The sequence below is a fragment of the Epilithonimonas zeae genome (assembly GCF_900141765.1).
Taxonomy (GTDB): domain Bacteria; phylum Bacteroidota; class Bacteroidia; order Flavobacteriales; family Weeksellaceae; genus Epilithonimonas; species Epilithonimonas zeae.
In genome coordinates, this window is the sequence record NZ_FSRK01000001.1 from 2,368,846 (window position 1) to 2,383,048 (window position 14,203).

General features: G+C 38.2%; 6 protein-coding genes. All 6 read right to left on the reverse strand.

Annotated elements, in window-relative coordinates; all coding sequences use genetic code 11:
* Window positions 1-37 precede the first annotated feature (37 nt).
* Window positions 38-2,665, reverse strand: a complete 2,628-nt coding sequence (locus BUR19_RS10850; RefSeq protein WP_083600741.1) for a glycoside hydrolase family 3 C-terminal domain-containing protein — start codon at window positions 2,663-2,665, stop codon at window positions 38-40.
* Between the two features lie 242 nt (window positions 2,666-2,907).
* On the reverse strand, window positions 2,908-5,631 hold the full coding sequence (locus BUR19_RS10855) for a T9SS type A sorting domain-containing protein (RefSeq protein ID WP_074235343.1): 2,724 nt from the start codon (window positions 5,629-5,631) through the stop codon (window positions 2,908-2,910).
* 685 nt (window positions 5,632-6,316) lie between these two features.
* Window positions 6,317-8,848, reverse strand: coding sequence for a glycosyl hydrolase 115 family protein (locus BUR19_RS10860; protein WP_083600742.1), 2,532 nt, complete (start codon window positions 8,846-8,848; stop codon window positions 6,317-6,319).
* Between the two features lie 41 nt (window positions 8,849-8,889).
* Window positions 8,890-10,779, reverse strand: a complete 1,890-nt coding sequence (locus BUR19_RS10865; RefSeq protein ID WP_074235344.1) for a sialate O-acetylesterase — start codon at window positions 10,777-10,779, stop codon at window positions 8,890-8,892.
* A gap of 30 nt (window positions 10,780-10,809) precedes the next feature.
* Window positions 10,810-12,750, reverse strand: a complete 1,941-nt coding sequence (locus tag BUR19_RS10870; protein ID WP_074235345.1) for a glycoside hydrolase family 97 protein — start codon at window positions 12,748-12,750, stop codon at window positions 10,810-10,812.
* A 2-nt stretch (window positions 12,751-12,752) separates the two neighbouring features.
* Window positions 12,753-14,120, reverse strand: coding sequence for a glycoside hydrolase family 43 protein (locus BUR19_RS10875; protein WP_074235346.1), 1,368 nt, complete (start codon window positions 14,118-14,120; stop codon window positions 12,753-12,755).
* Window positions 14,121-14,203: the final 83 nt, after the last annotated feature.

Here is a 14,203-nt window from a genome sequence, read left to right on the forward strand (position 1 = left end):
TAATACTAAATGTTTAATGGAGTGTGGCAGTCTGTCATTATTTAACTTTTAATATCATACTTTTCAATCCTGAATTTTCAGAAGTTCCGCCGTAGAAAATGGTGTAATCTCCAGGCTTTGAAACCAAATCATCGGCTTTTTCATCGTAAAATTTGAATGATTCCTGAGAAATTGTCAGTTGAATATTCTTTATTTCTTTAGATTTAATCAAAACCCTTTCAAAAGCTCTTAAAGTCTTTACAGGCGCCAAAGCATCGTTATTTCTTTTCACATAAACCTGAACAACTTCTTCACCATCTCTTTCTGAAATGTTGGTAACCGGAATTGTAATAGTCAAATTTTCTTTAGAATTAATAGAGTTTTTACTCAATTTAGCATCTCCATAAGTAAATTTTGAATAGCTCAAACCGTGACCGAATGCATACAAAGGTTTTTCTGTCATATAACGGTAGGTTCTTCCCTGCATATCGTAGTTTTCAAAACCCTGATGCTTGCTGGTTTTAGAAAGTGCATTATCCAATTGCTCGAGATTTTTGTAAAACGTAATCGGCAACTTTCCAGACGGATTGTAATCGCCTGCCAAAACATCTGCAACTGCATTTCCACTCGACTGACCGCCGTACCAGGCATTCAGCAAAGCATCATAATTTTTATCGTCCTGCTCCAAACCGAGTGAACTTCCTGTACACAGCACAAAAACAACAGGTTTTCTGGTTTTTCTTAATTCTGCAAGCAATTCACGTTGAACTTTCGGAAGTTCTATTGAGGTTTTATCACCTCCTTTGAAACCTTCGGCGCTTACCAACATTTCTTCGCCTTCAAGATTTGGGGAAAGTCCGCCTGCGAAGACAATGACATCTGCATCTTTTACTTTTTCTTTTACTGAAGCAAAATTTACCGGGTCTTTTCTGTACACTTCAAAGACAATGCTTACATATTTTCCTTTCTGGCTGTGACGTAGCTCTATTTGATACTCTTCCCCTTTCTCCATTTTCACAGGAAACTCCGAAGGATGTCTTGCGTCAGGACCTTTTCTGGTAGCGATTTCTTTACCATCAACAAAAAGTGTGTAGATATCTGATGTTGCAGCTGAAAATATCACTTCACCCGAATAACTGCTCTTAAAAATACCTGATATTCTTGCTGAAGTATTTTCTCTGGCAACACCTGCAGCGAGTTGTGTTCCTCCAAAACTATTATACGTGATTGAAGTATTATTGACTGATGTATTGACTGGTTGACCTTTGAATTCATTATTGTTAAAAAATTCTACCTTCATTCCTTTTTGTCCGTTTTTCTGACTGATGAAATTTTGGTAGAGTGATGTTCTTGCCGTAGGATCTGCGACTTCACTTCCTTTTTCATAAATGATTTCAGCGTTTGGAAATTTTGCCTTGATTCCATCTAAAATTGTAACCGTTGAAGAAGGTGTTCCGTTGTAATTTCCCAATTGCATCATTCCGTCATCGGCGTTTGGACCAACTACAGCTATTTTTTTAATGCTTTTATTTAAAGGAAGAATATTTTTCTCATTTTTCATCAGCACGATTGACTTTTGAGCCATTTTCAAAGCCTGTTTCTTGTGTTCCTCCGAATCTACAACCGAATATGGAATTTGGTTCCAATGCACGGACGATTTTGGGTCCAGCATTCCGAGTTCAAACCAGCCTTTCAGGATTCTGCGCATTGATATATCGAGGTCTTTTTCGGTGATTAATCCGCTGGCAAGAGATTTATTAAGATTGTTATACGTATCTCCGCATTCCAAATCAGTTGAATGCTTTAATGCGTCTGATGCTGCTGTCTTTTCATCGGGATGTGTTCCGTGGTATTTTTCCTGATAGAAATCTGCCAAAGCCCAACAGTCTGATACTACCATTCCGTCGTACTTCCATTTTCCGCGAAGAATTTCGGTAAGCAAAGTATTGTTTGCGCAGCACGGCTGTCCGTCGAAAGCGTTGTAAGCACACATCACTTCCCTTACATTTCCTTCTAAAACCAAAGATTTGAAAGCAGGAAGATAGGTTTCATACAGATCCCTTTTGGAAACTTCCGCATTGTAAGAATGGCGATTCCATTCCGGACCGCTGTGAACCGCAAAATGTTTGGCGCAAGCGTGTGTTTTGAAATATTTTGGATCGTTTCCCTGCAAGCCTTTTACGGCAGCAACACCCAAAACAGAAGTTAAATAGGGATCTTCTCCATAGGTTTCCTGACCTCTTCCCCATCTAGGATCACGGAAAATATTGATATTCGGCGTCCAGAATGTCAGACCTTCGTAACGTCCGGTTTTACTGGCTTCATCAAATGATTTGTTGTATTTTGCTCTGGCTTCATCAGAAATCATTTCAAAAGTTTTGAGATGTTCCGGAACATCCCAGGTTGCCGCCAAACCAATGGCTTGAGGAAAAACAGTCGCTGTTCCGGCTCTTGCGACACCGTGAAGTGCCTCATTCCACCATCCGTAAGCGGGAATTTCCAATCTCGGAACTGCTTTGGAATTGTCCATCATCATTCCTATTTTTTCATCAACAGTTAGTAATCCAAGAAGGTTTTCTATTCTTTGTTCGACGGGAAGTTTGGGGTTTTGGAAAGGAAATTTATAGTTCTGTGCTGAATAGATTGCGCAGATGAAGATTGATAAGTAAAACAGGATTCTTTTCATTATAATTGATTTAAAATATCAGATTGATTTCAAAAACTGACATTTGATATTTGATTATTAACAAATATAAGATTCTATTTTATATAAATGTAAAATTAACACTTAATTTAAAATAATAATATTTGCAGCTTGCCGACTGACCTATATTTTTTATTCGAATAATAGGTTTGGCTCATATTAATTAAAAAAGTCACCAGAATAAACGGTGACTTTTAATAAAATTTGATTTGAAAATATGATAATTATTGTTTTATAAATTTGGTTCTGGTGTTTTTCCCTGCTTCGTATATTTCAATAAAGTATAGTCCGGGAGCAAGTTTTGAAACATCAATTCTATTTTTACCACTGACAAGTTTCGACTGATGTGAGATCAGGCTTCCTTTAGCGTCAATAATCGAATAAACTGTATCGGACGATTTCCAATTAACAAAGATTTCGTTCTTAGCAGGATTTGGATACAATTGCATTTTCGAATCAGATATACTTTGAGCTGCAAGTGTTTCAAATTCCAATGGCAAAAGTGAAGCTGAATAAGCATTTTCTTCAGAAATATAAGCGCTAAACGCCGGAACAGTCTCGCTTCCACTGCTTATTTTATAGAATCCTGTAACTCCTCCAACTGTTTTGAGAACATATCCTCCTGTGTAAGCTTTTACCGTGCTGTAATCTGCATTAAGCTGATTAGAAACAATCGCTTTTGGTGTAGAAACAGATCCGGATCCTGTGAAAGTAAATGTTCCGTTTCCATTAATCAGCACCGGTATATTAGCTGGAATTTTTCCATTTGGAACACTTGTACATAAAACTTTTGATGATGACGGCAGCATATTGTAAGCTTGCAATCCACTTGGAACATTCGCTTCAAAAGGTAATACAATCACGGCATATCCATTCAATGTTTTTGTATATGATGCGGCTGTTGCGGTGAAAGCGAAAGGTACATTAAAATCGCCGCCCTGATCGGATAATTCCAACGATGCAGCAACAGTTCCTGAAACAACATTTGTATTGCTTGCTTTAGAATCTTTGCGGAATCCTGCTCCACTGCTAACGTAAAATATACTGTTGGAATTGGCCATTTTGCTCTTCCAATTAGCAGAAGTATTAATACCTGTTGTGTTGGTAAAATCCAATGAAGTATAATACGTATTTTCATAAACATCCATCAGATTGCTATCGCCATCTGAATAAACACCGGCAAACTTCATCGATTTTTCATTTGAAATTGCAAAATAGACATCTCCGAAATTGAATGTCAGAATAGAGCTGAAATTACCATTTCTAAGTCCAATAATTCCCTTGCAACCGGTTGTAAGAACTGCTCTGGAGATATCAAATGTCAAATCGAAATTGGAAGACCCAGATGATGGCAAATTTACAGTTCCATAATTGTAAGATTTCACGACACCTGCATTATCAACATAATATAAAGTTGTATTAGATGAAGTTGGCAAATTGCTCGTTGTATAACTATTCACGTGGAAAACCAATTTATTATAACGGTCGTCTAAGCTGACATAGCCGTTTGCATCATTCATATTAGAACTGATTAAAGGGGTAGAATTATATAAAGTTGCTGTTTTGCCGCTCAATTGATAAGTTATTCCAAACGCAGGATTGGTAACAGATTGACTTTCAATTTTAGTGTAATTAACATCCTGACCCGTCATATTGGAAACTTCTCTGATATTACTTTTATCAAAAACTAAAGTGATAACACTTGAAGGATTGACCTGAATAGTCGGGCGGAAAGTTTCTGTAAAAGTCTGATTAGAGGAAACCATATTAGAAGTTTCATTGGTCATAATCTTTTGTGCTGAAGTCGTGTAGAAAGGCAAATCCACCTTCAAAGTGTAAGCATTAGCCGATGAGTTTAAAATCATCAATGTCACTTTATCTCCAGAATCATTGATAAACGCAGAACCCTGCATAGCGCCTTGGTCGCTCCAAATAGCATCCAATCTTTTGTAACCCGTTGTATATTTTGCATAATGAGAGAGAATATGACCACGCTTGGTGATTTCGCCAGCTACCGTTCCGTAAAGCCCATCTCCCATCATTCCGTAATATCTTTTTGTAGCATAATGGATCCAGGCATTACCACCGCCTACAATAACATCATTGATGCTTTTTGCAAAGTCAAATGCATCTGTATTCCAAGAAAAATTTCTTGTGCCACCATTGGAATTCCAATTGATTAGAAACTCTGTCATCCAGATTTCTTTGTTTGTATTAAGGAAACCTTTGTACGCAGAACCTATTCCTCCATATTGATGTCCAGCGTAGATTTCAAACTTCGGCAATACATCTGTGGCAAGAAGTGCATTAGCAAAATTGTTTGACAATCCCACAGTTTCCGGCGCAATAATCTTACAACTAATAACATCTGAATAATTCTTCAGAAAATTGGTCATTTGAGTAGTTGTCCAAGTGCATCCTGTATATTCTACTACATAATCTGGCTCATTTTGCAGAGAGATACCTTCGAGCTCAACACCATTATTCCTAAGATAAAGAACAAAATCATTCAGGTAATTTGCAAAATCTCCGTAATGCTCAGGTTTTAGAAAACCCTCGACGCCATTGTATGTTCCAGCATCATTTCCGTTGGTTTTCCATTCTGCAGGTGGTGACCACGGACTCGCAAAAATAATCAGACCCAGAGATTTCGCTTTTTGTGCAGTAGCGAGAGCCAAGTTCCAATTCTCTCTGGTTGTAGGAATATAAAGTCGCATAATGTTGTAACCTGCTTCGCTGTTTGTTCCCCACATTTTTTCGATTTCTGCAGGTGTCATATGATCGTAAGCAAACTGCGGGCTACACACGAAGCCACCATAACCAGTAATTTTTTGCCGTGGCGTATTGTCTATTCGGACTTTCGGTGTTTGGGCATTTGCCAGAAAACTTAGAAATACCATCGCGATAAAGGCAAATTGGCCAAGTGATTTTAAAATAGTTTTTTTCATAGCTTAAGATTTTACAATAGTTTTTGAATTTTGTTTTTTTCAGATAGGGCATAAGAATGTCCGGATGCTTTTTGAGTAGCATCTTTGTAGAGAATGAAAAATTTTTGTAAAACAGTTAAAAAGAAATTTCGAACTGATTTTTAGTTTTGTTTAATCCTATCCCGGATTATCGGAAAAGTAAATTTTTTGCTTCCATATATTAACTAAATAATTAAGTGTTATTTCAACACTAATATAATAAATAACATAATAAAACAATACTAGAGTCCCTAAAATTCACAATATTTTTAGAAATTATTATTTAATATAATAATTTAAAATTAGATTAAATATGATTATGTTATCATTGCGTTGATGATTACGTAACATTGAAATGTAGATTTAAAAGCATATTCTAAAAATGAAAATTTTAAAGTGTATTCGCTATGTAATATTACATTATGATAAGTATTTACATTAACAAATTAAAAAAACAATATTAATCCTTAAATATCACAAAAAAAATATCATATTTACATTGATTTAAGTCTAAATCTAATATGAAAATCAATTTCAAATTCACCGAAATAGTCTTCAAAAATTAAAAATGAAATTATAACGAATACAAATCAAAAAAACCACTCAAAGAATTGTCTTTGAGTGGTTACTTATTTTAACTTTTAGTATAATTAAAAATAAAGGATAGTTATTTTTCTGTGGAAACTTCACTTTCCGGTGCACCCAGATAAGTAGGCTGTAAACCTCCTGTGTTAATCAGAATTTTTTCCAGCACGATTCCCGGTTCGAGTACTCTGAATCGCAACGTATGTTTCCCGGGTTGAGCAATCTGGTGTTTTGTTGTAGACTTGATGATATGTTCAGACTGCCATCTTCCCAATTCACCTTTGTAGTGACCATTGAAATTGACAATCTGCGGGGTTCCGCCATCAAAGGAAATCTCATAACGCAAACCTTTATTATGATTGAAATTCAAAGTTGGGGCTAATAATAACTGGACTTCAAACTCACCTTTTGATTCAAAATTTACGTCGTACTCCAGATAAAGATTTTCATCAGCTTTCGGATAAGCATTTTGCGGAAAAGTCGTCACAGCGGATTTAGTTTTCCCGAAATCCGGAATCACTTCCCAATGGATTCGGTCTGAATTGCCAATTCTTGCAAAATTTTCAGCTTCTATGGAAACATAACCGTTTTTCTCTTGAAATACTTTTTCTTTCGGAACTTCAGACTCAGAAACACGGGTAACTTCAGGCATTATATTTTCTTTTCCGTCAAACCAGGCTTTGTAACCTATCTTCATCTGGTCCATCATATGCTGCCATTTTCCACCGGCAATGACATTATTATACTGATTATCGAGATAAGCATTTCTCTGAAAACATTCTTTGACTTTATCCGCATAGACATTAGCTTCAACATCTTTTTTAGCTGCCAATTCTTTGTTTTTTGCCACTGCGTAGTACATTTCATACAAATTGCTGCACGCATCAATCGGATATAATATCAGCTGAAAGTATGCGTCCTGATATTCTGCCGGAATCTTCTCTTTCAAACGTAAAGCTTCTAATGCCAAAGTTCTGTAATCATTTAAAACCGTTTCAAATTCATTATAATTTTGAAGGCTGTAAGTTTTCCAGTCTAATGTTTCTGGCGTTACACGGCGGTTATATTTTGAATAAAGATTAATCATTCCTGCAATTTTTTTGGCATATTTTTCACCAAATTGCTGCGCCGCCCATTTTTCGGTATATTCTAAAAGATTTTTTGAATTGAATTGTTTCGGATTCCAGGCCATTTCCAGGAAAAAGCTGATTGGAAATTCCATCGGCTTCAAATCTCCGACATTGACGACCCAAACCTTATCCACTTTATGTTCGTAAGAAAGATTCATCTGTTCCCAAACTCTCTGAATCGGACTGATATTAATCCATTTTGAATTTCTTGGTCCGCCCACGTAATCGAAGTGATAATACATCCCGTAACCGCCTTTGTGTAAAGGTTTTGAAAGGTCCGGAAGTTTTCTCACATTTCCCCAGTTGTCATCACAAAACAATAAAATAACGTCGTCCGGAACGCGCATTCCTTTGTCGTAATAATCCTGAACTTCTTTGTACAAAGCCCAAACCTGAGGCGTTTTCTCCGCTTTTTTTCCTGTTACGTCAGCAATAATTTTTCGCTGGTCTTTCACGATTTTTTCAAGTAAGGAAATATTAGTTCCCTCTCCCATCGCTTCATCGCCGTCGCCGCGCATTCCTACTGTGACTAATTTCTCCCAGTTTTTGCTTCTTTCGAGCCCTAATTTCCAGAATTCCTGCAAAACTTTCTCATTTTTCGAATAATCCCAGACATTCGGAAGATTATTCTTCTTGATGTATCTGTGCCAATCGGTTTGAGCCTGAGCCATCGGTTCGTGGTGCGAAGTTCCCATCACAATTCCCATTTCGCTGGCTAAAGGTCCGTTCAAAACGTCATCATCATAAAACGCTTTTCCCCACATTGCAGGCCAGATGTAATTGCCTTTCATTCGCAAAATCAACTCAAAAACTTTTTCGTAAAATTTAGAATTGATTCCTCCAAAAGTTGCTCTTGCCCAGCCTCCGAGCGAAGGTTCTTCATCATTCAGGAAAATGCCGCGATATTCTACCGCCGGTTCTCCGTCTGTGTAAATTCCTTTTTTAAAGTATAGATTTTCTTTTTTCTCAACCGGAACATCCGCCCAGTAATACCAAGGTGAAACCCCGATTTGCTGCGACATTTCGTAAATTCCGTAAATTGTTCCGCGTTTGTCGCTTCCTGCAATTACAATCGCTTCGGAAACGCCGGGAAACGGATTGCTGATATTTTGAATGATAAATTTTTCATTCTTTCCTTTGATTGAAGTTCCATCAATTTTTTTAGCTTTAATTAAAGCATCAATGGTCTTGCTTTTCCCGGCCTCACCAATAATGATGAGCATTCCATTCGCCCCGGAATTTTGGGAAATAAGAGTAGGCTGAACCCCTGTTACTTTTTGAAAATCCGATTGAAGATTCGCAACCGCACGAAGAATTCCTTTATCCGAATCGCTATCCGAAAACAGCATCAAACCTAAATTGTGCTCTTTCAACACAACCGAGTTTTCCGTTTTAGTAAAAGAAATAAAAGGGTCGGCGGCTTTTACAATCGTTGTAAAAACCAACGTTATCAAAAGAGAAAAATAGTTAAAAATCGTCTTCATAATCAATATTTTATGAGTATTTTATTTTAATATATATTGCGCTACCAGTCATCCGTTCTGAATGGCGACGCCAGCAAACCTTCTTTATTTTGCAGGTTGGCATCTTCGGGATTATTGCTCCACGCATATCGCACGGCAACCGGATTTTTGATTTCCTTGCTGGTTACAATGACTGTATTCCCTTTAATTTTCGCATCAGCCCAGACAAATTTTTTGTCGCTTCCGGCAATTGCAAAATGTTTCAGATTTCCTGTTTTACTTTGAAGGCCACTTCCAACATTGTCAAACGAAAGGATGATATCTGAATTTTCCACCTTCATCGATTTGAAAACAGGACCACCGCTTACCAATTTTTCACCATACAACAATTTTCGTGCAGCCAGGAATAGACGTTTTGCCATATTTTTTTTATTGAGGGGGTGAATGTCATTCCATTCTCCAATATCATAATTGACGCTCATTGCCGTGTACGGAACAGTCTGTGACGTTTTAAACTGAGCCTCACGAATTCCAGCCCATCCGCTTGGCGCATTCGGGTCGTTTGTTTTCTCCATAAAATTGGGCAGCTGAACCAATAAAAACGGCATCTGATTCCATTGAAATACTTCCCGCCAATTTTCGATAAGATTTTTCAGCAAACCTGCATAATCTTCGGATTGACCGGCATTGCTTTCGCCCTGATACCAGATAGCTCCCCGGACTTTGTAATCCCGAATCGGATAAATCATCCCGTTATACAATCCGGAAGGCGTGCTTCTCAGGTTTTTCAGTTTCGATTTATATTCTTCATCTTTGCTCGTATCTCTTCCGATGTTATATTTCCATTCGCCCGTCAAATCAACGGTAAAGCCATCTCCAACAATTTTGTAAGGTTTATCAGCAACAAATTCTCCGTTTCCGAAATTGGAAGTCAGCTGAATGGCAATCGTATTTTTTCCCTGTTTTAAAATTCCGCCCGGAATATCATATTTTCTTGGTGGATAAGTGTATGAAGTAGAACCAACGAATTTTCCATTCACAAAAACCGAATCACTGTCCACCATTACTCCCAGATATAATCGGGTAAATTTCCCATCCATTGACGCAGGAAGTTCAAAGTTTTTCCGGAACCAGACCGTTCCTTTTGTGCGGATTCCATTATCTTTCCATTTTCCGGGAACTTTTGCCTTTTCCCAATTCCCGTCATTAAAATCCTTTTGATTCCAAAGGTTTCTTCCCTGATCCAGTTTTGAAGAATTGAGTACTGACAATGCCTGTTTATCAATGATTTCATCAGGGAAATTCTTAAGATATTCCTGACTGACCCAACTCTGAATTAACGAACCACCTAAACTGGAAACCAGCATTCCCTGCGGAATTTTGCTGTGTTCATACGCTTCTACCGCATAGAAATACGCAAAGGCCGTCCAATTCATTACTTCCGAAGCGGTTCCGGTAAACCATTTTCCGCCGGATGCTATATTTTCCCGCACAGATTCAACAGTATTCTGAGTAGGAACTTTGAAGTAGCGGATTTTATTAAAATCAGAAACATTAATCTCCGGAAAACGGTCTGTTAAACGGGCAATAGGCGTTTCCATATTAGACTGTCCGGAAGCGAGCCAGACATCCCCCACCAGAATATCCCGAATCGTAATTTCGTTAATTTCCATCACAAATGGCCCTCCTGCTTTCTGTGGTTTCAATTGGACAGACCATTTTCCGTTTTTGTCCGGTGATGTATTGTAGGTTTCATTTCGGAATTTGATGGTAATATTTTCACCATTATCTGCCCAACCCCAAATTTTAAGCTCGACATCACGTTGTAAAACCATCTTATCACTTACCAAATCGGGAAGTTTTATTTTCCCGAAAGACAATTGATGGCTAAGAACAATCATCAAAAAGACAATTTTAAAAATCGTTGAGAATTTGAAATTTCTGGGTTCCATTAAGATTTATTTTTTCGGGTTAAAATGAAATTAATGAATTACAAATCCGCCTTTGGATTGAATTTCTATTTTGAGTTCTCCGTTTTTGCCAACAGTAATTGTTTTTTCAGAAGTCTCCCCTTTCGAATCATCATTGATGAATCTAACCGACTTTCCGGCAAGCATCGGAAGTTTTAAAGTAAGCTTCTGAACAGCATTTTCAGCGTTCACACCGGCAACAAACCATTGATTCTGATGTCTTCTGGCAATCACGGAATATTTCCCGGGATATCCGTCGATGAACACTGTTTCGTCCCAAAGCGTCGGAACTTCTTTCATAAAATCGAGCTGGAACTTCGGTGCGTCGCTCAGGTTATTCGGCATTATACCAAACATCTGAACCGGATTTTGAAACAGAACCGCCGTTGCCAACTGGAAACCATCTGTTGTGTATCTTTTATTTTTATCCTTGTTGGATTTTGTCAAATATTTGTTGAGGAAAGTTCCGCCAAACTCCATACTTCCGACCGTATTTCTGATGAATGGGTGCAAAGTCGCAAAAAAGGCTTCCTGTCTGCGAACGTCCTCAGAAAAATACAGCATTTCTGAAGCTAAAACCGCTTCACTTCCGGCATAATTCGGATACATTACTTCCCAGCCTCTCGGCAAAGTAGCTCCGTGGAAAATAATTTTTAATCCAAAATCATTGGCATCGGAAAGAATATCTTCGTAAAGGCGCATCGTTTCCTGCTTGTCACCACCAAAGAAATCGACTTTCAGACCTTTTATACCGATATCTTTCAGCCATTTCATTTCTTTTTTTCGTTCGATGGAAGAGCTCATTTTATTTCTCGGTCCCATCGGCGCGTCATTCGCAGCACCATTGGAATTATACCAAAGCAATACCCCAACATTTTTGGATTTCGCATACTGAATGAGGTCTTTCATTCGTTCTTTTCCGATATTTTTGTCCCAAAGCGCATCAATCAAAATGTATTCATAACCGAGTTTTGATGCTAAATCGATAAAGAGACTCTGGTCTTCATAATTCATACTGTTGTCCTGCCACAAAATCCAGCTCCAGGTCGATTTTCCGAAAGTGTATTTTTGTGAGGGTTCATACATCGGTTCTAATACATCAAAAGGAATTGTCGTTTCAACAATCGGTTTCAAAGAATCGCCAATCGTAATGGTTCTCCAAGGTGTTTTTCCGGGAAGTGAAATGGCAGCTCCGGAACTTCCGAAACCATTGTTTTCTGCCATATTCGGATAAGCAACCCGGTAAAGTTTTTTTTCTGAAGTTGTATCCAAATGAGAAGCGCAGTACAAACTGTTCACTCCTGTTTCGGACAATAAAATCCAGCCGTCGTTTCCAATATGAAACAGTCCAGGGAAAACGTAACCATAATCGGCTTTTGTTCCTAATTCCGCATCAGCTTTGTAACCGCTTTCATAGCTTGGGGCGGTTCTGGCAAAACCTGTCATCGGCTTCATCATCGGAGAAAGGAAAGTTGTGGTTTGAGACGGAAATCTGTAACCTGTAATTTCCGATTGTACAATTGCGCTCAAATGGTCTTTCATCGGCTGAATCTCATATCTGAAAGCGACATTATTATCGCTCACCTGAAATTCAATTCCGATATTGAAGTTATCTGCATTGGTAAAATTGACTATCAGAGTATTAGCTGTATAACTGACTTGTGATTTTTTGATTTTTTCGTTCGTATAATTTTTAGAAACCTTATCTTTTTTGCTGTCAATGAATTTTAAATTTTTAGAAAAATCAGATTCATTGGTGATTAAGCCCAACGGAGATTTATCAAGCATTGTTTTCCCTTGAAAAGTAACATTATAAAGCGCTTTTCCGTTTTCTGAAAAGACATTCAGTTTTAATTTTTCGTCAGGACTGGAGATTTCTGCAACCTGTGCAAAAACAGTATTCATAATCAGAATACTAAAGGCGAGTGATAGTTTTAAAAAAAGTTTAATCATAATTAATTATTTTCAAGAAAAGTCCAATAATCGAAAAACATTATATCTTTTGCCGCTTTTCCATTACATACAAAATATACATCGTGAACACCGGTAATTTTTTCCTTAACCTCGGCTTTCACCGTTTCCCAACGATCGTCTCCACCAGTCAACGGAACTTTTACCGTGGCGATAATCGGTCCGCTTACACTGTCCAGATGAACGTCCATCGTAACATCGCTATTATGTGTAGTCCCAACTTTGGCCGAAAATGTTGATGCTCCTTTTTTGCCGAAATCCACATTTTTGACACTGGTGTAAGCGCCACTTTTTTTAGCTTTGATGAAGACGCCTGCTTCTTTGTTCTGATAAGATTTTACATTTTCAGACCACGCAATCATTTCTGCCTGATTAAAAGCATAAGGATTAACGGTTGCAATGGCTTTGGTAATGCCATTGGTCATTTTGATGGGTGAAATAGAACCGTCTTTATTAAAATTAAGTTCCTCAACACTTACCGACCTTGTAAAACCACTTCCTCCCGGCAAAGCGCCGTTGTGATAAAAGAAATAGGATTTTCCTCTGAAATCAACAATTCCGGGATGATTGGTAAAAGATTTCCCTTCGGTTGGCATTACAATTCCGCCGTATTTCCACGGTCCCTGTGCACTTTTGCTGGTTGAATATCCGATGAATTCAGGGAGCGGACCGCCCGGCCAGAACAGATAATACAGATTTTTTCTTTTGTACAGCCAAGGCCCTTCCTCGTATTTTGTGGGTCTTTCCGGGTTTTCTTTTCCATCCCTTTTTCCGAAAGATTCTGCGGTCATTGGCACTTCCACAATATCGCCGGAATAGGAAATCATATCCTGATTGAGCTTAACCATTTTAAGTTTCGGATTTCCCCAGTACATATAGGCTTGACCGTCATCATCAATGAAAACCGTCGGGTCAATATCGCCCCATTCGCTCTGTACCAAAGGTTTTCCAAGCGGGTCGTGAAATGGTCCAAACGGACTGTCACCTACCGCAACACCAATTGCTCCTTTGTTGTTGGTTTTGGACCACATCGGAACATACATAAAGAATTTGCCGTTTCTTTCCACGCATTGCGCTGCCCAGGCATCTCGTTTTGCCCAGTCGAAATCTTTATAGCTCAGAATGCTTCCGTGGTCGGTCCAGTTCACCATATCGTTGGTGGAATAGACCTTCCAGTCGTTCATTACAAACCAGGTGGAATCGTCCTCATCGTGAGTGGTGTAGACATAAAGCCTGTCGTTATACACCATCGGCGCCGGGTCTGCCGTATAATTGGTCTGAATAATGGGATTCTGAGAAAATAATATTCCCGAATATGCTATTAAACAGAGATTGAGTATTGTTTTTTTCATATTTAACTTTTTGATTTTGAACACTAAGTGCGCAAAGTTTTTTTATAAATATTTCTTTAGTTTCACAAAGCCGCTAACGTTTG